The 21,856-nt window shown below is 69.4% G+C and carries 20 protein-coding genes; 10 read left to right on the top strand and 10 right to left on the bottom strand.

Annotated features, from left to right (window positions below; all coding sequences use genetic code 11):
- The first annotated feature begins 58 nt into the window (after window positions 1-58).
- From D6270_RS16955 to D6270_RS16945, 3 genes are all read left to right on the top strand, one after another.
- Window positions 59-742, top strand: a complete 684-nt coding sequence (locus D6270_RS16955; RefSeq protein WP_109164651.1) for a PadR family transcriptional regulator — start codon at window positions 59-61, stop codon at window positions 740-742.
- A 59-nt stretch (window positions 743-801) separates the two neighbouring features.
- Window positions 802-1,884: an inositol-3-phosphate synthase gene (locus D6270_RS16950; RefSeq protein ID WP_093686807.1), complete on the top strand. Its 1,083-nt coding sequence runs from the start codon at window positions 802-804 to the stop codon at window positions 1,882-1,884.
- Window positions 1,885-2,007: 123 nt separating this feature from the next.
- Window positions 2,008-3,276 carry an MFS transporter gene (locus D6270_RS16945; protein ID WP_109164652.1) on the top strand — a complete coding sequence of 423 codons (1,269 nt, stop codon included), beginning with the start codon at window positions 2,008-2,010 and terminating at the stop codon, window positions 3,274-3,276.
- 101 nt (window positions 3,277-3,377) lie between these two features.
- Here D6270_RS16945 and D6270_RS16940 read toward each other — a convergent pair whose 3' ends face one another.
- Window positions 3,378-4,820, bottom strand: coding sequence for a CCA tRNA nucleotidyltransferase (locus tag D6270_RS16940; protein ID WP_109164653.1), 1,443 nt, complete (start codon window positions 4,818-4,820; stop codon window positions 3,378-3,380).
- A gap of 182 nt (window positions 4,821-5,002) precedes the next feature.
- Here D6270_RS16940 and D6270_RS16935 point away from each other — a divergent pair, with 182 nt between their 5' ends.
- The 7 genes from D6270_RS16935 to trxA all read left to right on the top strand — a co-directional run bounded on the left by D6270_RS16935 (window position 5,003) and on the right by trxA (window position 14,681).
- Window positions 5,003-7,297 carry a DUF6049 family protein gene (locus D6270_RS16935; protein ID WP_109164654.1) on the top strand — a complete coding sequence of 765 codons (2,295 nt, stop codon included), beginning with the start codon at window positions 5,003-5,005 and terminating at the stop codon, window positions 7,295-7,297.
- Window positions 7,298-7,347: 50 nt separating this feature from the next.
- Window positions 7,348-9,510 carry a murein biosynthesis integral membrane protein MurJ gene (murJ, locus tag D6270_RS16930; RefSeq protein ID WP_109164655.1) on the top strand — a complete coding sequence of 721 codons (2,163 nt, stop codon included), beginning with the start codon at window positions 7,348-7,350 and terminating at the stop codon, window positions 9,508-9,510.
- A gap of 128 nt (window positions 9,511-9,638) precedes the next feature.
- Window positions 9,639-11,369 (top strand): protein kinase family protein, encoded by a 1,731-nt coding sequence (locus D6270_RS16925; protein ID WP_109164656.1) that lies wholly within the window; start codon window positions 9,639-9,641, stop codon window positions 11,367-11,369.
- A gap of 100 nt (window positions 11,370-11,469) precedes the next feature.
- Window positions 11,470-12,186: an RNA polymerase sigma factor SigM gene (gene sigM / locus D6270_RS16920; protein WP_109164657.1), complete on the top strand. Its 717-nt coding sequence runs from the start codon at window positions 11,470-11,472 to the stop codon at window positions 12,184-12,186.
- On the top strand, window positions 12,183-13,184 hold the full coding sequence (locus tag D6270_RS16915; RefSeq protein WP_109164658.1) for an anti-sigma factor family protein: 1,002 nt from the start codon (window positions 12,183-12,185) through the stop codon (window positions 13,182-13,184). The genes sigM and D6270_RS16915 overlap by 4 nt, the downstream gene beginning before the upstream one ends.
- Window positions 13,185-13,329: 145 nt before the next feature.
- Window positions 13,330-14,301, top strand: coding sequence for a thioredoxin-disulfide reductase (gene trxB, locus D6270_RS16910; RefSeq protein WP_109164659.1), 972 nt, complete (start codon window positions 13,330-13,332; stop codon window positions 14,299-14,301).
- 44 nt (window positions 14,302-14,345) lie between these two features.
- Complete coding sequence (gene trxA / locus D6270_RS16905) at window positions 14,346-14,681, top strand: thioredoxin (RefSeq protein ID WP_018489839.1); 336 nt, start codon at window positions 14,346-14,348, stop codon at window positions 14,679-14,681.
- 84 nt (window positions 14,682-14,765) lie between these two features.
- Here trxA and D6270_RS16900 read toward each other — a convergent pair whose 3' ends face one another.
- From D6270_RS16900 to rpmH, 9 genes are all read right to left on the bottom strand, one after another.
- Window positions 14,766-15,383: a GNAT family N-acetyltransferase gene (locus tag D6270_RS16900; RefSeq protein ID WP_109164660.1), complete on the bottom strand. Its 618-nt coding sequence runs from the start codon at window positions 15,381-15,383 to the stop codon at window positions 14,766-14,768.
- A gap of 322 nt (window positions 15,384-15,705) precedes the next feature.
- Window positions 15,706-16,785 carry a ParB/RepB/Spo0J family partition protein gene (locus D6270_RS16895; RefSeq protein WP_109164661.1) on the bottom strand — a complete coding sequence of 360 codons (1,080 nt, stop codon included), beginning with the start codon at window positions 16,783-16,785 and terminating at the stop codon, window positions 15,706-15,708.
- Window positions 16,782-17,858, bottom strand: a complete 1,077-nt coding sequence (locus D6270_RS16890) for a ParA family protein (protein WP_109164662.1) — start codon at window positions 17,856-17,858, stop codon at window positions 16,782-16,784. The genes D6270_RS16895 and D6270_RS16890 overlap by 4 nt, the downstream gene beginning before the upstream one ends.
- A 317-nt stretch (window positions 17,859-18,175) precedes the next feature.
- Complete coding sequence (gene rsmG / locus D6270_RS16885) at window positions 18,176-18,892, bottom strand: 16S rRNA (guanine(527)-N(7))-methyltransferase RsmG (protein WP_109164663.1); 717 nt, start codon at window positions 18,890-18,892, stop codon at window positions 18,176-18,178.
- Window positions 18,893-19,001: 109 nt separating this feature from the next.
- Window positions 19,002-19,514, bottom strand: a complete 513-nt coding sequence (locus D6270_RS16880; RefSeq protein ID WP_109164664.1) for a Jag family protein — start codon at window positions 19,512-19,514, stop codon at window positions 19,002-19,004.
- Between the two features lie 14 nt (window positions 19,515-19,528).
- The gene (gene yidC / locus D6270_RS16875) at window positions 19,529-20,788 is read right to left on the bottom strand and encodes a membrane protein insertase YidC (RefSeq protein WP_109164665.1); all 1,260 of its coding nucleotides are present in this window, start codon (window positions 20,786-20,788) and stop codon (window positions 19,529-19,531) included.
- A gap of 3 nt (window positions 20,789-20,791) precedes the next feature.
- Entirely contained in the window at window positions 20,792-21,151 is a 360-nt protein-coding gene (yidD, locus tag D6270_RS16870; protein ID WP_109164666.1) for a membrane protein insertion efficiency factor YidD, read from the bottom strand.
- On the bottom strand, window positions 21,148-21,519 hold the full coding sequence (gene rnpA / locus D6270_RS16865; protein ID WP_079167220.1) for a ribonuclease P protein component: 372 nt from the start codon (window positions 21,517-21,519) through the stop codon (window positions 21,148-21,150). The genes yidD and rnpA overlap by 4 nt, the downstream gene beginning before the upstream one ends.
- Window positions 21,520-21,539: 20 nt before the next feature.
- Window positions 21,540-21,677 (bottom strand): 50S ribosomal protein L34, encoded by a 138-nt coding sequence (gene rpmH, locus D6270_RS16860; RefSeq protein ID WP_003967884.1) that lies wholly within the window; start codon window positions 21,675-21,677, stop codon window positions 21,540-21,542.
- Window positions 21,678-21,856: the final 179 nt, after the last annotated feature.

Raw genomic sequence — 21,856 nt, 5'->3', positions numbered from 1 at the left:
CGTCAGTGGATCCGGCAGACGGTTGCCGCGGAGCCGACGGCAGAAGGAGGAGACACCCGTGAGCCGACGCTCCGGCATCCTCGAGTTCGCCGTTCTCGGGCTGCTCCGCGAGTCTCCGATGCACGGCTACGAGCTGCGCAAACGCCTCAACACCTCGCTGGGGATCTTCCGTGCGTTCAGCTACGGAACGCTCTACCCGTGCCTCAAGACGCTGGTGGCCAGCGGCTGGTTGATCGAGGAGCCCGCCGGTGACCCGGTGGACACGACGACCGCCTCGTCCCTCACCGGACGCCGGGCCAAGATCGTCTACCGGCTGACGGCGGAAGGTAAGGAGCACTTCGAGGAGCTGCTCTCGCACACCGGTCCGGACACCTGGGAGGACGAGCACTTCGCGGCCCGCTTCGCCTTCTTCGGGCAGACCGAGCGCGAGGTGCGGATGCGGGTGCTCGAAGGCAGGCGCAGCAGGCTGGAGGAGCGTCTGGAGAAGATGCGCGCCTCCCTCGCCCGCACACGTGAACGACTCGACGACTACACACTTGAGCTGCAGCGACACGGCATGGAATCCGTGGAGCGCGAAGTGCGCTGGCTGAACGAGCTCATCGAGAGCGAGCGGTCGGGACGGGATCGGAGACGGTCCTCGCCCGAGGGCTCCGCTCAGCAGGACACATCAGGAGAGACGGGCGGCCTGCCCCGGCGCCGGGGTGACACCCCGCCGGATCCGTCCGACGACACCGCCAAGTGAAGTCACCGCACCCCGCGGGGACTTCATCGGAAACACCGATTACACAGGGAGCAACCGGAATGGGTTCGGTTCGCGTAGCCATCGTAGGCGTGGGCAACTGCGCCGCCTCGCTGGTGCAGGGCGTCGAGTACTACAAGGACGCAGATCCGGCCGGCAAGGTGCCCGGTCTGATGCACGTCCAGTTCGGCGATTACCACGTCAGCGACGTCGAGTTCGTCGCCGCCTTCGACGTCGACGCGAAGAAGGTCGGCCTCGACCTCGCGGACGCGATCGGCGCCAGCGAGAACAACACCATCAAGATCGCGGACGTGCCGAACACGGGCGTCACCGTCCAGCGCGGCCACACCCACGACGGTCTGGGCAAGTACTACCGCGAGACGATCGAGGAGTCCGCGGACGCCCCGGTCGACGTCGTCCAGGTCCTCAAGGACAAGCAGGTCGACGTTCTCGTCTGCTACCTGCCCGTCGGTTCCGAGGTCGCCGCGAAGTTCTACGCGCAGTGCGCCATCGACGCCAAGGTCGCCTTCGTCAACGCCCTCCCGGTCTTCATCGCCGGCACCAAGGAGTGGGCGGACAAGTTCACCGAGGCCGGTGTCCCGATCGTCGGCGACGACATCAAGTCCCAGGTGGGCGCCACCATCACGCACCGTGTGATGGCGAAGCTCTTCGAGGACCGGGGCGTCGTCCTGGACCGCACGATGCAGCTGAACGTCGGCGGCAACATGGACTTCAAGAACATGCTCGAGCGTGAGCGCCTGGAGTCCAAGAAGATCTCGAAGACGCAGGCCGTCACCTCGCAGATCCGTGACCGCGAGCTCGGTGCGGACAACGTCCACATCGGCCCCTCGGACTACGTGGCCTGGCTGGACGACCGCAAGTGGGCGTACGTGCGCCTCGAGGGCCGCGCCTTCGGTGACGTCCCGCTGAACCTGGAGTACAAGCTCGAGGTGTGGGACTCCCCGAACTCGGCCGGTGTCATCATCGACGCCGTCCGTGCGGCGAAGATCGCCAAGGACCGCGGCATCGGTGGCCCCATCCTCTCCGCGAGCAGCTACTTCATGAAGTCGCCGCCCGTGCAGTACTTCGACGACGAGGCCCGCGAGAACGTCGAGAAGTTCATCGCCGGCGATGCCGAGCGCTGAACCGGCCTTTCGGCTGACAGCCTCATCTGAGCGCTGAGCGGAGACGCTCACCTCTACCTGCCGCACGTCGGGGGTCCCGGGCAATGTGCCCGCGGACCCCCGACGTGTGTGACGCTTGCTCCCATGTCTGTCGCGCGTGATCTGCGCACCCTCCTGCGCCTGCGGAACTTCCGCCGCCTGCTCACCGTGCGGCTCCTCTCCCAGTCCGCCGACGGCGTCTACCAGGTCGCCCTCGCCGCGTACGTCGTCTTCTCGCCGGAGAAGCAGACCTCGGCGGCCGCCATCGCCTCGGCCATGGCGGTACTCCTCCTCCCGTACTCGCTGATCGGCCCCTTCGCGGGCGTCCTGCTGGACCGCTGGCCCCGCCGCCAGATCTTCCTGTACGGGAACCTCCTGCGGGCCTCGCTGGCCTCCTGCACGGCCCTGCTGATCCTCGCCTCGGTACCGGACTGGCTCTTCTACGCCTCGGCCCTCTGCGTCACCGCCGTCAACCGCTTCGTACTGGCCGGGCTCTCCGCCGCACTGCCGCGGGTGGTCGACGACGAGCGGCTCGTCGTCGCCAACTCGCTCTCCCCGACGGCCGGCACACTGGCCGCCACCGCGGGTGGTGGCCTCGCCTTCGCCGTACGACTGGTGGCCGACGAGTCCGATGCGGCGGTCGTCCTGCTCGGGGCCATGCTCTATCTGCTGTCCGCGCTGGCGTCGCTGAGCCTGCCGCGCACGCTGCTGGGGCCCGATCGCGACGGAACACCCCTCCGGCTGCGGGCCGCGCTGACCGTCACCGCACAGGGGCTCGTCGCCGGACTGCGCCACCTGGGAGAGCGCACCCATGCGGCCCGGGCGCTGGCCGCGATGACGGTGCTCCGCTTCTGCTACGGCGCGCTCACCGTGATGGTGCTCATGCTCTGCCGCTACGCCTGGTCGGACGAGGAGTCCGACGGGCTGGCGCTTCTCGGCCTGGCGGTCGGGGCCTCCGGTGCGGGCTTCTTCGTCGCCGCCGTGGTGACCCCCTGGGCCGTGGGACGGCTCGGGCGGTACGGATGGATCGTCGCCTGCTCCGGAGCCGCGGCCGTCCTGGTGCCGGCCCTGGGGCTCTCCTTCGCCCCGGTCCCCATGCTGATCGCCGCCTTCGTGCTCGGCGTCGTGACCCAGGGGTCGAAGATCGCGACGGACACGGTCGTCCAGACCTCGGTGGACGACTCATTCCGCGGCCGGGTCTTCTCGCTCTACGACGTGCTCTTCAACGTCGCGTTCGTGAGCGCGGCGGGGGTGGCGGCGCTGATGCTCCCGCCGGACGGCAGGTCCGTCGCCGTGATCGCGGGAGTGGCCGTGCTGTACGCGGCCGTGGCGGTGGCGATGTTCCGCCGGCGGTACCGCAGCAGCGGCGGGTAGCCGGTCCTGGATGGGCTGAGGGGCGTTGTTTCACGTGAAACAACGCCCCTCAGCCCATCGGGTGCGGGTGATGTTTCACGTGAAACGTCACCCGCACCGATTCAGCTCTGTTCCACCCACCACGCCTTGAGCGCAGCCACCGCCGCGTCGTGCTCCATCGGCCCGTGTTCCAGCCGCAGCTCCAGCAGGAACGCGTACGCCTTGCCGATCACCGGCCCGGGGCCCACCCCGAGCGTCCGCATGATCTCGTTGCCGTCCAGATCCGGGCGGATGGAGTCGAGTTCCTCCTGCTCCTGGAGCAGGGCGATCCGCTCCTCCAGCCCGTCGTAGGTACGGGAGAGGGCATTCGCCTTGCGCTTGTTCCGGGTCGTGCAGTCCGACCGGGTCAGCTTGTGGAGGCGTTCGAGGAGCGGTCCGGCGTCGCGCACATACCGGCGGACGGCGGAGTCGGTCCACTCCCCGTCGCCGTACCCGTGGAAGCGCAGGTGGAGCTCGACGAGCCTCGACACATCCTTGACCAGCTCGTTGGAGTACTTCAGCTCGGTCATGCGCTTCTTGGTCATCTTGGCGCCGACCACCTCGTGGTGGTGGAAGGAGACCCGGCCGTCCTTCTCGAACCGCCGCGTCCTCGGCTTGCCGATGTCGTGGAGCAGGGCCGCCAGCCGCAGAACGAGGTCGGGACCCTCCTCCTCCAGGTCGATGGCCTGCTCCAGAACGGTCAGCGAGTGCTCGTAGACATCCTTGTGACGGTGATGCTCGTCACTTTCCAGTCGCAGCGCGGGAAGCTCGGGCAGCACATGGTCGGCCAGACCGGTGTCGACGAGGAGCCCCAGGCCCTTGCGGGGGTGGCCGGAGAGCAGGAGCTTGTTGAGCTCGTCGCGGACCCGCTCCGCGGAGACGATCTCGATCCGGCCGGCCATCTCCGTCATCGCGGTGATGACATCGGGGGCGACCTCGAAGTCCAGCTGCGCCGCGAACCGGGCGGCCCGCAGCATGCGCAGCGGGTCGTCCGAGAAGGACGCCTCGGCCGTCCCGGGCGTACGCAGCACCCCCTCGGCAAGGTCCTTCAGACCGCCGTGCGGGTCGATGAACGCCTTCTCCGGCAGCGCCACGGCCATCGCGTTGACCGTGAAGTCCCGGCGCACGAGGTCGTCCTCGATGGAGTCGCCGTAGGAGACCTCCGGCTTGCGCGAGGTCCTGTCGTACGCCTCCGACCGGTACGTCGTGACCTCGATCTGGTAGCCGTCCTTCTGGGATCCGACGGTGCCGAAGGCGATCCCCACCTCCCACACCGCGTCGGCCCACGGACGGACGATGGTGAGCACGTCCTCGGGGCGGGCGTCGGTGGTGAAGTCCAGGTCGTTCCCGAGCCTGCCAAGCAGCGCGTCGCGGACCGAGCCGCCGACCAGCGCGAGGCTGAATCCGGCCTCCTGGAAGCGGCGGGCGAGGTCGTCGGCGACCGGGGACACTCGCAGCAGCTCACTCACCGCGCGATGCTGCACCTGGTTCAGTGCACTGGCGTTCTCTTCGTTGGCGTTCGGCACAACAGAAAAGGGTACGTGCACCGACCGGTCGCGACGGCATCGTTTATCCGGACCCTGCGGGCCTCCCGCGATCATGTGAGCCGGACCCCAGCACTTCGGCCCTCCGCACCTCGTTACCATGCGGGGACGCAAGACCGACAACGATCGACGGACTCCGATGACGACGAGGGACGGGTAGGCGCGTGGCCCAGGCGGCAGACATCCAGGGGATGCCCCCCTCTCCTGCCCGCCGATGGCTGCGGCGCACGGCCTCCGTGGTCCTCGGAGCGCCCCTGCTGGCCGGTCTGCTGACCGTCCCGGCCGCCGGGAGCGCGGGCGCCGCCGAACCGGTGAAGGCCCTCACGGGCTCCCGCACGGTCGATGTTTCCCTGGACACGCTCTCCCCCGCCGCCCCGGTGGAGGGGGACACCCTGACCGTCTCCGGCACGCTCACCAACGAGGGCAAGGAGACGATCGAAGACGCCGAAGTCGGCCTGCGGGTGGGCCCCCGGCTCTCCGGCCGGGGAGAGGTCGACGACGCCGCCAAGCGCAAGGGGTACACGCCCGGCGCCGACCCGGCCACGATCGACGACGAGTACACGGTGAAGATCCCTAAGCTCGCCAAGGGGATCAGCCAGAACTTCACACTCGCCGTTCCCGTCGGCAAGCTGGACCTCGACGCGTCGGGCGTCTACCAGCTGGGCGTCTCGGTCTCCGGCCGCACCTCGGCCGCCCCCTACGAGCAGGTGCTGGGCATCGAGCGCTCGTTCCTTCCGTGGCAGCCCGAGAAGAGCGACAAGAGGACGAAGCTCACCTTCCTCTGGCCGCTGATCGCCTCCCCGCAGGTCACCGCGGAGACCGGTTCGGACGAACAGCAGACGCCGGTCTTCACCGACGACAAGCTGGCCGAGGAGCTGGCGCCGGGCGGACGGCTGGAGCAGATGGTCGCCCTGGGCAGTCGGCTCCCCGTCACCTGGGTCATCGACCCGGACCTGCTGGCGAGCGTCGCCGCCATGGCCGGGGGATACCAGGTCAAGTCCGGTGACACGACCGTCCCGGGCAAGGACCGGACGGTCGCCAGACAGTGGATCACCGCCCTGCAGAAGGTGGTGGAGGACGGCAAGGTGATCGCGCTGCCGTTCGGCGACACGGACCTGGCCTCCATCGCGCACCGCGGCAAGGGCGTCTCGGGCACACTCAGCCATCTGCAGAAAGCCTCCACGGTGGGGGCCACCACGGTGGAGACGATCCTTCATGTGAAGCCGTCCACCGACTTCGCCTGGCCCGTGGACGGCGCGGTCGACCCGGGCATCGTGGATGTGGCGACCTCCGCGGGGGCCCACCATGTGATCGCCCGCAGCGACAGCTTCCAGGAGACCGGCAGCCTGCCGTACACCCCGACGGCGGCCCGGCCGGTCGGCGGCGGCACCACCGCCGTCGTCGCCGACTCCCGGCTGTCGACCGCGTTCGGCGGCAGCCTGCTCCGGGCGGGCGCCTCCACCCTCGCGGTCCAGAAGTTCCTCGCCCAGACCCTCGCGCTGACCGAGCAGGCACCGGACAACGAGCGCTCCATCGTCGTGGCCCCGCAGCGGATGCCCACGGCCGCCCAGGCGCAGTCGATGGCCCGCGCCCTGGAGGCCCTGTCGGGCGACCGGTGGACGCAGCCGCAGGACCTGGTCGCCGCCTCCGAGGCCAAGCCGGACCCGCTGGCGACCACCAAGGTGCCGCGCGCCTCCGCGTACCCGAAGAAGCTCCGCGACCAGGAGCTGCCCACCCAGGCGTTCCAGGACATCCGGACCACCCAGGGCTCCATCGACAGCTTCGAGACCATCCTCACGCAGCCCGAGCGTGTGGTGACGCCCTTCGGCAACGCGGTCAACCGCTCCATGTCGACGTCCTGGCGGGGCCGCCCCCAGGAGGCGCAGGACTACCGGGACGACGTGCTGGAGTACCTGAAGGACCTCACCGGCGAGGTCCAGCTGATCGACAAGTCGGACGTCACCCTCTCCGGCCGCAGCGCGACGATCCCCGTGACGGTCCAGAACAAGCTGGTACAGGGTGTCGACCGGCTCGTCCTGAGGCTGACCTCGGACAACATCCGCCTGAAGTTCAACGACGACGGCACGATGGCCGAGCTGCCGGTCCGTATCGGGGGCGGCCACAGCCAGTCGGTGAAGTTCGACACGGCGACCAGCGCCAACGGACGCGCCCAGGTGACCGCCCGCCTCTTCACCGAGGACGGCACACCGTACGGCGAGGAGATGACCTTCACCGTGAAGGTCTCCGAGGTCACCCCCACCGTCCTGCTCGTCATCGCCGGCGGCCTGCTGCTCCTGGTGCTGGCCGGGGTCCGTATGTACACAGCCCGCAAACGCGCCGTGGCAAGCGACACGGCGAACGGCGACGGCGGCGAACCCGAGCAGCCGAGTGACCCGACCCCGGACACCGGACCGGAAAGCGGGGCCCCGTCGGGAACGGGTGAGAAAGTGGACCGTTGAGCGATGTCTGTCGTGGCCGGTCGGCCGGGGACGATGAGGTAGGGGTTTCGATGAACGCGCCGTACGACGGTGACCGCGGCCAGGGCGCCGGCGGAGCGGGGTCTCCGTCCGGCCCCCCGGTTCCTCCGGGCCCGGGCCAGGACGGCCAGGTGCCGCCCGACCCGTACCTCCAGCACGCCTACGAGGACGACCCCTACCGGGCTCAGGACCTCGCGGCCCAGGACCCGGTGGGTGAGGCGCTCTACGACCGGGCCTCGCACCCGCCGCCGCCCCCCGGCACCTACCAGGAGCCGCAGGCGCTGTACCAGCAGCCGCCCGCGGCCCCGCACGCCCCCGACCCGCGCATCTGGGCCCAGACGCCGCCCCCGGAGCCCTCGGGGCCCTCACGGCACCTCCCCTACGGCGACCGTCCGGCGACCACGCAGTTCGTCGGCGTCGACGACCTGGTCACACAGGCGTCGGACGACCGGCGGGAGCCTGACGCCTTCGCCCACCTCTTCCGGGACCAAGAGGGGTCGGGGAAGGTCCCGGGCCCGCCCGAGCCGGAACCGGCGCCCGCCCCCGTCCCGCCGAAGTCCGGCGGCGGCCGGGTCTCCGGAGTGCTGAAGTCCAGCGCGCTGATGGCGGCCGGCACCCTGGTCTCCCGGCTCACCGGCTTCATCCGGTCCCTGGTGATCACCGCCGCCCTCGGCGCCGCGCTCCTCGGTGACAGCTTCACCATCGCGTACACCCTGCCGACGATGATCTACATCCTCACCGTCGGCGGCGGCCTCAACTCGGTCTTCGTCCCGCAGCTCGTCCGCGCCATGAAGGACGACGAGGACGGCGGCGAGGCCTTCGCCAACCGGCTGCTGACCCTGGTGATGGTCGCGCTCGGGCTGATCGTGGCCATCGCGGTCCTCGTCGCGCCGGTGCTGATCCAGCTGATGTCGAACACCATCGCCGACGACGTCGCTGCCAACAGCGTCGCCGTCACCTTCGCCCGGTACTGCCTGCCCACGATCTTCTTCATGGGTGTGCACGTGGTGATGGGTCAGATCCTCAACGCCCGTGGCAGGTTCGGGGCGATGATGTGGACCCCGGTCCTCAACAACATCGTCATGATCATCACGTTCGGCCTCTTCATCTGGGTCTACGGCACCTCCGCCGAGTCCCGGATGGGCGTGGACACCATCCCGCCGGAAGGCGTCCGGCTGCTGGGTATCGGCACCCTTCTCGGGCTGGTCGTCCAGGCGCTGGCGATGATCCCCTACCTGCGCGAGGCCGGCTTCCGCTTCCGCCCCCGCTTCGACTGGCGGGGCCACGGGCTCGGCAAGACGGTCAAGCTGGCGAAGTGGACCGTACTGTTCGTCCTGGCCAACCAGGCGGGCGTCCTCGTCGTCACCCAGCTCGCCACCTCGGCGGGCAAGCTGGCCGGCAAGGACGGTACCGGCTTCCTGGCCTACTCCAACGCCCAGCTGATCTGGGGCATGCCGCAGGCCATCATCACCGTCTCCGTCATGGCCGCGCTGCTGCCCCGCATCTCCCGGGCCGCCCACGACAACGACCCCGGAGCGGTCCGCGACGACATCTCGCAGGGGCTGCGCAACTCCGCCGTCGCCATCGTCCCGGTCGCCTTCACCTTCCTCGCGCTCGGCCTGCCGATGTGCACCCTGCTGTACGCCTCCAGCGGCGCCGAGGCCGCCCGGTCCATGGGCTTCATCCTGATGGCGTTCGCCCTCGGCCTGATCCCCTACTCCGTGCAGTACGTCGTCCTCCGTGGCTTCTACGCGTACGAGGACACCCGCACCCCCTTCTACAACACGGTCATCGTGGCGGCCGTCAACGCCGCCGCCTCCGCCCTCTGCTACGTCGTCCTGCCCGCCCGCTGGGCCGTCGTCGGTATGGCGTTCTCCTACGGTCTGGCCTACGCGGTCGGTGTCGGTGTCGCCTGGCGCCGGCTGCGCACCCGGCTCGGCGGCGACCTGGACGGGGCGCATATCGTGCGGACCTACGCCCGGCTCTGCATGGCGGCGGTACCCGCGGCCGTCATCGGCGGCGGCATCGGCTTCGCGATCCTGGAACTTCTCGGCACCGGCGCCCTCGGGTCGCTGGCCGCGCTGATCTGCGGCGGCGTCCTCCTCATGGGCATCTTCTTCGTCGCGGCGAAGAAGATGCGCATCGAAGAGGTCAACGGCCTGGTCGGCATGGTCCGTGGACGGCTCGGACGCTGAATGGACGCACGGCCGCACAACCATCGCCGGACTCCGCGTGTCGTGGATAGCGCCGGAGTGTGGGCACAATTGGCGTGACTGTGGCGAGCTGGCCGGCTTCGCGCAACGGATGGGGAGGCAGGACGACGGTGGCGGAACGTAGCACGGCTGCCGTCGACGTGGCCCACAACGGCGGCGACGAGCCGCCGGCCGCCAAGGCGGACGAGGCCACGAACGACGGAACGGCGCAGGCCGAGGAGACCGAGAGCACGAGCCCCGAGAAGCCCGAGAGCGACGGCGGCGGGCGGGCACGTTCCGAGGCCGTTCCGGCGACCCCCGACGTACACAGCGGCCACAAACTGGCCGACCGCTACCGCCTGGAGGAGTGCGTCACCCGTCTGGACGGCTTCAGCAGCTGGCGGGCGGTCGACGAGAAACTGCGCCGCGCGGTCGGCGTCCACCTGCTGCCCGCGAACCACCCCCGAGCACGCTCCGTGCTGGCCGCGGCCCGGTCCTCCGCGCTGCTCGGCGACCCCCGCTTCGTCCAGGTGCTGGACGCCGTGGAGGAGGACGACCTCGTCTACGTCGTCCACGAGTGGCTCCCGGACGCCACGGAGCTCACCGCCCTGCTGGCCGCCGGGCCGATGGAGGCCCACGACGCCTACCAACTCGTCAGCCAGCTCTCCCAGGCCATGGCTGCCGCCCACCGCGAGGGCCTGACGCACCTTCGGCTCACCCCCGGTGCCGTGCTGCGCAGCTCCACCGGCCAGTACCGGATCCGCGGCCTCGCGGTGAACGCCGCCCTGCGCGGCGTCACCTCCGAACGCCCCCTGCGTCAGGACACCGAGGCGATCGGCGCGCTCCTGTACGCGGCACTGACCCAGCGCTGGCCGTACGAGAGCGATGCGTACGGCCTCTCCGGACTGCCCAAGGGCATGGGACTCATCGCTCCGGACCAGGTCCGCGCCGGCGTCCACCGCGGCCTCTCGGAGCTCGCCATGCGCGCACTCGCCAACGACGGGGCCACCGCCTCCCGGCAGGAACCGCCCTGCACGACCCCGGACGAACTGGCCAAGGCCGTCGCGGCCATGCCGCGCGTCCTGCCGCCGGAGCCGACGTTCGCCGCCCAGCCCGTCTACCAGCAGCCGGTCTACCCGACGACCTATCAGCAGGGCACCTACGGGAGGCCGTCCAGCCACGCGTCGTCCGCGCCCCAGCCGGTGCTGGCGGCCCCTCCTGCGCCCCTCCAGAGCCGCACCGGACGGGTGCTCAAGTGGGGTGTCTCGGCCCTCCTCATCGCCGCCCTCGGCCTCGGCAGCTGGCAGCTCGCGGAGACCCTTCTCGACCAGCGCAAGGGCTCCGACGACGGCGTCACCGAGACGACCGAGGACAAGAAGGATCCGGCACCCGCACCGCCCAAGCCGCTGACCATCGCGGAGGCCACCGAGTTCATGCCCGACGGCTCGGGCATCCAGCCGGGGGACGTACCGAACGCCATCGACGACGACTCCTCCACGGCATGGATCACCAACCGCTACCTGGGCTTCGCCAACTTCGGCAACCTCCCGCAGCGCCGGCAGGGCAGCGGGATCATCGTCGACCTGGGGAAGGTCCAGGACGTCCGCGCCATCGATGTGGACATGTACCGCAGCGGCCAGACGGCCGCGGTGTTCGCCGCGGGACCGAACGCCTCGTCACCGTCCTCCTCCGCGGACTTCCCCCAGCGGATCGTCCCGAAGAAGGTCGCGGGGAAGACGCTCAAGGAAGAGCTGGAGAAGCCCGTCCGGACGCGTTATCTCCTCATCCACATCACGGAGCTGCCCGCCGACGGCACCGGGGGGTACCGCGGCGGGATCACCGACATCTCCGTACTCGGCTGATCGGGAGCCGGTGTGGAGACTCCGCACCGACCCTGATCACCGGGCGCCCGGCCGGTTAATGTGGCACCCGACATCGGATCCGGTTCGGAGGGGGAGCACGGTGGATTCCGTTCCACCAGAGGCACCGGGCGACTCGGACCTGCTCGCCCTGCATGTGGCGGGCGACCCCGACGCCTTCGGTGAGCTCGTACGCCGCCACCGCGACCGGCTGTGGGCCGTGGCGCTGCGCACTCTCGGGGACAGGGAGGAGGCTGCCGACGCCGTCCAGGACGCCCTGGTCTCCGCCTTCCGCGCAGCCCACACCTTCCGCGGCCAGTCCGCCGTCACGACCTGGCTGCACCGCATCACCGTCAACGCCTGCCTCGACCGGGTCCGCAAGGCCGCCTCCCGCAAGACGTCACCGGTGGACGACGCGGATCGCCTCGACCAGCTCCTGGAACCCCACGAGTCGGCCGAGGCCCCTGCCGAACGGCAGGATCTGCACCGCCAGCTCTTCGCCGCCCTGGCCACCCTCCCCGCCGAACAGCGCGCGGCCCTCGTCCTGGTCGACATGCAGGGCTACCCGGTGGCCGAGGCCGCACGCATCCTCGACGTCCCGACCGGGACCGTGAAGAGCCGGTGCGCCCGGGGACGGGCGAGACTGGCCCCCCTGGTCCGACACCTGCGGGGCGCGACAGGCGACGAGGAGACCGAGGGAGAGACCCGCGTCACGGCAAGGAACCGGACGCCCGGTCCATCCGTCCCACCTGCGTCAGGACCGAAGGACGCAGGAGCGAACGACCCGGCCGCTGCGAAGGGAGGAGGTGGACGCCCGTGACATCCACGACCGACAGGGATCAGCACCCGGAGGTCTCCGAGATCTCCGATCTCACCGAAGGGCTGCTCTCCGCTTCCCGCGCCGACGAAATCCGCGACCACCTCGACCGGTGCACGCTGTGCTCCGAGGTACGGGACTCCCTGGAGGAGATCCGCGGGCTGCTCGGCGACCTCCCGGACCCCGAGCCCATGCCCGACGACATCGCCGCCCGTATCGACGCGGCGCTCGGCGCCGAGGCCCGTACGGATGCCTCCGACGGTGAGGCGGCCGATGGCCCCCGCGCCACAGCCGTTCCACCCGATGGCGATGTTTCACGTGAAACGCTCTCTGTTTCACGTGAAACAGAGACGACGGAGACCGCCGGCGCAGCCCCCGTGACGGCTCGCACCGGCTCCGCCCAGAAGCGCCCGGCAGGTCGCCCCCAGGGCTCCACAGGCCCCGGGCGCAGCCGTGCCCGGCGCAGGGGGCGTGCGGCGTTCCTCGGCACCGCATGCGGCGCCGCACTCATCGGCCTCAGCGTCCTCTTCCTCCAGAATCTGCCCTCGTCCCAGGACTCGGCGACATCGGCCGACCTGCCTGCCGCCGCCTCCGAGGACGGAACCCACAGCTACGCCCGGAGCACACTCGAAACCAAGGTCCAGGAGCTCCTGGCCGGCGGGGCGAGTACCGAGGATTTCCACGGGCAGAAGCAGTCGCCCAGCGGGGACGAGCGGGCGGTGCCCGAAGCAAAGACGCCCAGCGCCACCGCCTCCAGGAACCCGCTGAGCGCCCCTGTCGTCGCCGTACCCCCATGCGTCCAGCAGGCGACCGGCCGCACCACACCGGCCCTCGCCGTCGACGAGGGGACCTACCAGGGGAAGGACGCCTTCCTCGTCGTCCTTCCGCACCCGAGCGACCCCACCCGCGTGCAGGCCTATGTCGTCGCCGCCTCCTGTGTGGACACCACTCCCGGCGGCACCGGTCGGCTGCTGCTCACCGAGGCGTACGACCGCTCCTGAGCGCCGCCACGGCACATCCCGCGGTGTTGCAACACGGGATGGCCACACGGGAATGCATCACCCGTAGGATCCGTTGGGTGGGGTGAGAGTCGTTGAACCGACCCCCGTAGGCAGTAGGCAGTCTGCAGAGACGAGGAAGAAACCCGTGAGCGACGTCCGCAATGTGATCATCATCGGCTCCGGACCGGCCGGGTACACCGCAGCGCTCTACACCGCTCGTGCCTCACTGAACCCGCTGGTCTTCGAGGGCGCGGTCACGGCCGGCGGCGCACTGATGAACACCACCGACGTGGAGAACTTCCCCGGCTTCCAGGACGGCATCATGGGCCCCGAGCTCATGGACAACATGCGGGCCCAGGCCGAGCGCTTCGGCGCCGAGCTGATCCCCGACGATGTCGTCGCGGTCGACCTCACCGGTGACATCAAGACGGTCACCGACACGGCGGGCACCGTGCACCGCGCCAAGGCCGTCATCGTCACCACCGGCTCCCAGCACCGCAAGCTCGGCCTCCCCAACGAGGACGCCCTCTCCGGCCGCGGTGTCTCCTGGTGCGCCACCTGTGACGGCTTCTTCTTCAAGGACCACGACATCGCCGTGGTCGGCGGCGGCGACACGGCCATGGAGGAGGCGACCTTCCTCTCCCGCTTCGCCAAGTCGGTCACGATCGTCCACCGCCGCGACACCCTGCGTGCCTCGAAGGCGATGCAGGACCGGGCCTTCGCCGACCCGAAGATCAAGTTCGCCTGGGACAGCGAGGTCGCCGAGGTCAAGGGTGAGCAGAAGCTCTCGGGCCTGACCCTGCGGAACACCAAGACCGGCGAGACCTCCGAGCTCCCCGTGACCGGCCTCTTCATCGCCGTCGGACACGACCCGCGCACCGAGCTCTTCAAGGGCCAGCTGGAACTGGACGACGAGGGCTACCTGAAGGTCCAGGCGCCCTCCACCCGTACCAACCTGACCGGTGTCTTCGGCGCCGGGGACGTGGTCGACCACACCTACCGACAGGCCATCACCGCCGCGGGGACCGGCTGCTCCGCGGCGTTGGACGCCGAGCGCTTCCTCGCCGCGCTGGCCGACGCCGAGCCCGCCGAGCCGGAGAAGACCCCGGCAGTCTGAACCTCCCCACCGCACGCCCACCCCGAAAGACTAAGGAGGCCGCCGTGGCCGGCGACCTGAAGCACGTAACCGACGACACGTTCGACGATGTCGTCCTCAAGAGCGAGAAGCCCGTTCTGGTCGACTTCTGGGCTGCCTGGTGCGGCCCGTGCCGTCAGATCGCTCCCTCGCTGGAAGCGATCGCGGCCGAGCACGGCGACCAGATCGAGATCGTCAAGCTCAACATCGACGAGAACCCGGCCACCGCCGCCAAGTACGGCGTGATGTCCATCCCCACCCTGAACGTCTACCAGGGCGGCGAGGTCGCCAAGACCATCGTCGGCGCCAAGCCGAAGGCCGCGATCCTCCGCGACCTCGAAGGCTTCATCAGCGCCAAGTAGCCGCGCGCCCCGGCGCGATGTTTCACGTGAAACGGGCCCATCCCCTCGCCGGGGTGGGCCCGTTCTCGTGTCTGCCGGGTCCGATCAGAGCGGGCGGAGGACCGGCTCCTTCTGCACTGCTCCCAGCAGGCGGTCGAGAGCCATCTCGACGTCCTCCTTCCAGGAAAGCGTCGTCCGCAGCTCCAGCCTCAGCCGCGGGTACCGGGGATGGGGCCGTACGGTCTTGAAGCCGACCGCCAGCAGATGATCCGCCGGGAGCACACAGCCGAACTCCTCCGCCCGGGCATCCCCGAACGCCTCGATCGCCTTGAAGCCCCGGCGCAGGACGTCCTTGGCCACCGTCTGCACCATGACACGGCCGAGACCCTGGCCCTGGTACCCCGGAACGATCAGCCCGGTGATGAGCTGAACGGCATCGGGGGAGACCGGACTGGTGGGAAAGGCCGTGGAGCGCGGGACATAGGCCGACGGCGCGTAGAGAACGAATCCCACGGGGACGTCGTCCACATAGACCACCCGGCCGCAGGAGCCCCATTCCAGGAGCACCGCGGAGATCCAGGCCTCCTTCTCCCGCTCCGGCTTCCCCGCCTTTACCGCGGCTTCTCCGCTGACCGGGTCAAGCTCCCAGAAGACGCATGCACGGCAGCGCTCGGGGAGATCCTGAAGGTTGTCCAGGGTGAGCGGTACAAGCCGACGCCCCATGGCGGCGATCCCTCACTTCTCTCGCCTGCCGCATCACGTGCGGCCGCCAGCGCGTTCCGTTCGTGGAACAGGCTGCCGACGAATCCCCCGACTGCTCCCAGGCCCAGCCCGACCGTCACCAGCCGGCTGCGGCTCACTGCTCGCAAGGTACCCGCCCTCCTCCGAGGTCGATCACCGTGGATGCGCCATCCCAGATCGCATCGTATCCACCCAGACGTGATGCGGATACCGAGAAAGGGCAAAGGGCGGGCTGTGTTCCGGTGAGTACCGGAACACAGCCCGCCCTCCATGCGGTCCTACGGTCAGGCGGCTGCCAGGGAGTTCAGCTCTCGTCGTCCTCGTCGGACGCCTCGGAGAGCCCACGCTCCAGCACCTTTCCCTCGCCCGGGGCGAGGGAGCCGAGAATCCGCTCCAGATCCTCTATCGAGGCGAACTCGACGGTGATCTTCCCCTTCTTCTGGCCCAGGTCGACCTTCACCCGGGTCTCGAAGCGGTCGGAGAGCCGCGTCGCCAGATCGGTCAGAGCGGGGGAGAGTCGCGCACCGGCCCGCGGGCCCTTCGGCTTCTGCGCGCTCGTGGGCCGCGAGCCCATGAGCGTCACGATCTCCTCGACCGCACGGACCGAGAGCCCCTCCGCCACGATGCGGTGGGCCAGCCGGTCCTGCTCCTCGGAGTCGTCCACCGACAGCAGGGCCCGGGCGTGGCCGGCCGAGAGAACGCCTGCGGCCACCCTCCGCTGCACCGGCGGCGAGAGCCGCAGGAGCCGCAGCGTGTTGGACACCTGGGGCCGGGACCGCCCGATCCGGTCGGCCAGCTGGTCATGGGTGCACTTGAAGTCCTTGAGGAGCTGGTCGTACGCGGCAGCCTCCTCCAGCGGGTTCAGCTGAGCCCGGTGCAGGTTCTCCAGCAGCGCGTCCAGGAGGAGCTTCTCGTCGTCCGTGTCCCGGACGATGGTCGGAATCCGCTCCAGGCCCGCTTCACGGCAGGCCCGCAGCCGACGCTCACCCATGATGAGCTCGTAGCGGTCCGCCCCCACCTTGCGTACGACGACCGGCTGGAGAAGACCCACCTCCTTGATGGAGGTGACCAGCTCCGCCAGAGCGTCCTCGTCGAACACCTCACGGGGCTGGCGAGGGTTCGGCGTGATCGAACCGATGGGCAGCTCGGCGAAGTACGCACCGGACGTCCCCACCTCCTGCTCCGGCGCGGACGCCGGCTCCGGCACCACCGGGGACGACGGGAGTGCGGTCACCTTCGCGGCGGCCACCCCCCGCTCCGCCGTCAGAACCGGCCCCCCGCCGGACGCCGAAGTACCTCCGGGCCCCGGCACCTGCTTCTCCTGGGGAGCGGCGGGGATCAGCGCACCGAGCCCACGCCCCAGCCCTCTACGTCGCTCACTCACTGAATGCCCTCCGAAACGTTCTGCTGGCTGTTCTGCAGGCCCGTGTGGGCGTGCTGGGCCTCGTAATGCACCCCGACGCCCCGCAGGGCGATCTCCCGGGCGGCTTCGAGGTAGGAGAGAGCGCCGCTGGACCCGGGATCGTAGGTCAGGACGGTCTGCCCGTAGCTCGGCGCCTCGGAGATGCGTACGGAGCGCGGGATGCTCGTCCGCAGCACTTCATTGCCGAAGTGGGTACGGACCTCATCGGCGACCTGGGAAGCGAGCCTGGTCCGGCCGTCGTACATGGTCAACAGGATCGTGGAGACATGCAGCTCGGGGTTGAGGTGGCCCCGCACCAGATCGACGTTGCGCAGCAGCTGGCCCAGGCCCTCCAGCGCGTAGTACTCGCACTGGATGGGGATCAGCACCTCCGCTCCGGCCACCATCGCGTTCACGGTGAGAAGGCCGAGGGAGGGCGGGCAGTCGATGAGGATGTAGTCCAACGGCTGCTCGTACGCCTGGATGGCGCGCTGGAGCCGGCTCTCCCGCGCCACCAGCGACACGAGTTCGATCTCCGCGCCGGCGAGGTCGATCGTGGCGGGGGCGCAGAAGAGACCCTCGACGTCCGGGACCGGCTGGACCACCTCGGAGAGCGGACGACTCTCCACCAGGACGTCATAGATCGAGGGAACGTCGGAGTGGTGGTCGATCCCCAGCGCCGTGGAAGCATTGCCCTGGGGGTCGAGGTCGACCACCAGGACACGCGCACCGTGCAGGGCCAGCGAAGCAGCGAGGTTGACCGTCGTGGTCGTCTTACCGACCCCGCCCTTCTGGTTGGCCACCACCATGACGCGGGTCCGGTCAGGGCGAGGCAGCCCCTCACCGGCACGGCCGAGGGCCTCGACGGCCAGCTGGGCAGCGCGACCGATGGGGGTGTCGTCCATCGGCGGCGGTGTTTCACGTGAAACACCCTCCCCCACGGACTCGGTTCGGGGACCGGGGACCGGATCGGTCATCGGTCCCGCGATGTTGGCGTCGGACCGCAACGGTTCACTCTCCTCGACTACAGGCTCGCAATGAGCAGAGCCTGCCATGCTTTCGGGGTCGTGAACCAGCGAGGCCCGCTGATCTGTGGATGAATCCGCATGTGTGGACAACTCGGTAACCCGTACGGGCTTCCGGTCGCGCGGTGTGGCAGCCGCACGACCGCGGCCGATGATTCCCTGCAGCAGAGAGCGACGTTTCACGTGAAACACGATGCCCTCGCAGCGCAACTACCAGGCCACGACACTCCGCAGGGGGTGCGAATGGCTACTTTCCCGACATTTCCCTGCTAGACGACAGAGATCATCTGGAAGGGGCCACGAGGGACCGTCCTCCATCGGGTCGGCCGTTGCGCAGCAGGTGGCCCTCAGCGGCGCCGACGGGCGCGGCCCACCCGCGCGGCCTTGGCCCTCTTTGCGGCGAACCTCACACCACCCGGGCTCTCGCCCACCACCACACGTACGACCGTGGAGAGCGGATCGACCACACCCTCACCGACCTGGAGCACCTCGGTCTCCAGCACGCCGAGCTTGCTCAGCGCGGCCCTGGCGCCGTTGATCTCCTCCTCGGCCGTGTCGCCCTTCAGCGCGAGCATCTCGCCGTACGGGCGCAGCAGGGGCACGCCCCAGCCGGCCAGCCGGTCCAGCGGCGCCACGGCGCGGGCGGTCACCACATGGACGGGCTGGAGCGTCCCGAGGACCTCCTCGGCCCGCCCGCGTACGACCGTCACATGGTCCAGGCCGAGCAGTTCGACGACCTCCTGGAGGAAGTTCGTCCGGCGCAGGAGCGGCTCCAGCAAGGTGATCTTGAGGTCGGGACGTACCAGAGCCAGCGGGATGCCGGGCAGGCCGGCGCCCGAGCCCACATCGCAGACCGTGACGCCTTCCGGTACCACCTCGGAGAGCACCGCGCAGTTCAGCAGGTGCCGCTCCCACAGCCGGGGCACCTCACGCGGGCCGATCAGGCCACGCTGCACCCCGGCATCGGCGAGCAGCTCCGCGTACCGGACAGCCTCCGGGAAGAGCTCTCCGAATACCGCCCGCGCCTCTTCAGGGGCCTGGGGGAGCTCTGCAGCGTCCGTCACGGGGACCGTCCTTCCGTACCGCACTAGCGCACTGTGGGTGGCTGACTATCAGGCTGACAAAGATCGGCCCCGCCTGCGAACAGACGGGGCCGACAGTACAAGGATCCGGTCAGGCCGGGAGAACGACGACGAAGCGCTGCGGCTCCTCGCCCTCCGACTCGCTCCGGAGACCGGCTGCGGCGATCGCGTCGTGCACGACCTTGCGCTCGAACGGCGTCATCGGGTCCAGCCTGACCGGCTGCCCCGAGGTCTTGACGTCGTTGGCCGCCTTGGCGCCCAGCTCGGCAAGGATCTCCCGCTTCTTGGCCCGGAAGCCGCCGATGTCCAGCATCAGACGGCTGCGGTCACCGGTCTCCCGGTGGACCGCCAGCCGGGTCAGCTCCTGGAGCGCCTCCAGCACCTCACCGTCGCGGCCCACGAGCTTCTGGAGCTCACGCGCCGAGTCGCTGATGATCGAGACCGCGGCCCGGTCCGCCTCGACGTCCATATCGATGTCGCCGTCGAGGTCGGCGATGTCCAGCAGGCCTTCGAGGTAGTCCGCTGCGATCTCCCCCTCCTGTTCCAGGCGGGTCAGAGTGTCGCTGCCCTCGGCGGCGGCCGTGGAGGTGGTGCCTTCCGTCACGGGTGGACTCCTTCTTACTTCTTGGACGGGTGCTTGGGCCGCTGCGGGCCCTTGCGCTGTCCGGACTTGGCTTGGCGTGAGGAACCGGAGGCGGACTTGCCCGCCGACGTCGGCTTGTCGTCCTGCGGTGCGTCCTGCTTCTGGAGCGAGGGCTTGGAGCCGGCCGCGGGCTCGTCCTTGGCGGCCGCACCGGCGGTGGCGGCCGTCTGGCGCTTCGCCTTGGTCTGGCGCTTGGGCTGCTGACGCTTGGGAGCCGCACCGCCCTCGGCTTCGAGAACGGCCGTCTCGCTCTTCTGGACGGTGCCGTCCTCCTGAGCCGCGAGACCCTTCTTGCTCAGCCCGGTGATGAACTTGCGCTCGATGTCGTTACGGTCGGGGCCCTTGGCCACGATCGCCTTGACGGTCCTGCGCTGCGTCCGGCCGCGGACCTGACCACGGGAGTCCACGGTCTTGAGCACCCGGTTCAGGTAGGCGTCCTGCGCCTTGCTGCCCGGCGTCGGGTTCTGGTTGATCACGTACATCTGCTGACCCATGGTCCAGACGTTCGTGGTCAGCCAGTAGACGAGGACACCGACGGGGAAGTTGACACCCATCACGGCGAAGATGACCGGGAAGATGTACATCAGCATCTTCTGCTGCTGCATGTACGGGGTCTTCACTGTCAGGTCGACGTTCTTCGTCATCAGCTGGCGCTGGGTGAAGAACTGCGAAGCCGACATCAGCACGATCATGACGGCGGTGACGACCCGGACGTCCAGCAGCGTGGCGTCGAGGGAGGTGAGCTTGTCGACGCTGTCGGTGAACTTCGCGGCCAGCGGGGCACCGAAGATGTGCGCCTGTCGGGCGCTGTCCAGCAGGTCCTGGTTGATCGCGCCGATCTTCTTGCCCGAGGCGATGGACGACAGCACGTGGTACAGGGCGAAGAAGAACGGAGACTGCGCCAGGATCGGAAGGCACGAGGAGAGCGGGTTGGTGCCCGTCTCCTTGTACAGCTTCATCATCTCTTCGGACTGACGCTGCTTGTCGTTCTTGTAGCGCTCCTGGATCGCCTTCATCTTCGGCTGGAGCACCTGCATGTTGCGGGTCGACTTGATCTGCTTCACGAAGAGCGGGATCAGGCAGATCCGGATCAGCACCACCAGGGACACGATGGACAGTCCCCAGGCCCACCCGGAGTCATCGCCGAACAGCGCTCCGTAGACCTTGTGGAACTGGACGATGACCCACGAGACAGGCGTGGTGATAAAGCTGAACAGACTGGCAATCGTGTCCACTAATCAGGCTCCTTGAGCATTGGGCGAGGTCTCTGTGGCCGGGTTCGGGGGTTCGGAGACCGGCCCCCCGGACGGCACATCAGCGGCGGGCTCCCCGCCCTTGCCGCCGCGCAGGCGGTCGCGCAGCAGCTCGTGCCACCGCGGACGCTTGCGTTGCGGGACATGGTCCACACCGCCGGGTGACCACGGATTGCACCGCAGGATGCGCCAGGCGGTCAGCGCTGTTCCCTTGATCGCACCGTGCCGGTCGATAGCCGTATATCCATAGTGGGAACACGACGGGTAATAGCGGCAGACAGGCCCGAGGAGTGGGCTGATCGTCCACTGGTACAGCTTGATGAGGGCAAGCAGCGGGTACTTCATCTCGCGCCCCCTCCCAGCAGCCGCTGAAGGGCGGCGTCCAGGTCTCGGGCCAGCTGTGCATGGTCGGCGTCGCCCGCACCGGGCAGCGCTCGTACGACAACAAGGCTACCGGGGGGCAGCTGCGCCAGCCGGTCGCGGACCAGATGGCGAAGCCTGCGCTTCACCGCGGTGCGGACGACCGCGCCTCCCACCGCCTTGCTGACAACGAAACCCGCACGCGGCGCGGGGAGAGTCTCCCCCGTCACGTGCGGGTCCGTTTCACCGCTGCGTAGATGGACGACGAGCAGTGGACGTCCGGCTCGACGTCCTCGTCGTACCGCGGTCGCGAAGTCCTCGCGCCGCCTCAGCCGATTCTCGGTAGGCAGCACGTCATGGACCTGTTGAGCGATCAGGCGGAGAGGCTGCTGCGGCCCTTGCCACGGCGGTTGGCGAGAATCGCGCGGCCGGCACGGGTACGCATGCGCAGACGGAAGCCGTGGGTCTTGGCGCGACGGCGGTTGTTCGGCTGGAAGGTGCGCTTGCTCACTCGGGGGCTCCAGAAATGATTCGTGTCTTGGCGGGACATCGCCTGGCTGTCACCGTGCGCCCACGAGGAACTCGCGTAAACGCCTTAGTGCACCGCTTCACAATCACAGATCGTGATCTTTGCCCATCGGAGGCAGGCGGCAGCAGCCATCGACAACTCGACCTGGTCACGGTACGCGC

It is taken from the genome of Streptomyces griseus subsp. griseus (genome assembly GCF_003610995.1).
In the GTDB taxonomy this organism is placed as follows: Bacteria; Actinomycetota; Actinomycetes; order Streptomycetales; family Streptomycetaceae; genus Streptomyces.
This window is presented reverse-complemented; position numbering and strand designations above follow the sequence as displayed.

Coding starts and splice junctions, on each gene's coding strand:
- D6270_RS16950 (WP_093686807.1), top strand. CDS start 802: ATGGGTTCGGTTCGCGTAGCCATCGTAGGCGTGGGCAACTGCGCCGCC.
- D6270_RS16945 (WP_109164652.1), top strand. CDS start 2,008: ATGTCTGTCGCGCGTGATCTGCGCACCCTCCTGCGCCTGCGGAACTTC.
- murJ (WP_109164655.1), top strand. CDS start 7,348: ATGAACGCGCCGTACGACGGTGACCGCGGCCAGGGCGCCGGCGGAGCG.
- D6270_RS16900 (WP_109164660.1), bottom strand. CDS start 15,383: ATGGGGCGTCGGCTTGTACCGCTCACCCTGGACAACCTTCAGGATCTC.
- D6270_RS16890 (WP_109164662.1), bottom strand. CDS start 17,858: ATGGCAGGCTCTGCTCATTGCGAGCCTGTAGTCGAGGAGAGTGAACCG.
- yidD (WP_109164666.1), bottom strand. CDS start 21,151: ATGAAGTACCCGCTGCTTGCCCTCATCAAGCTGTACCAGTGGACGATC.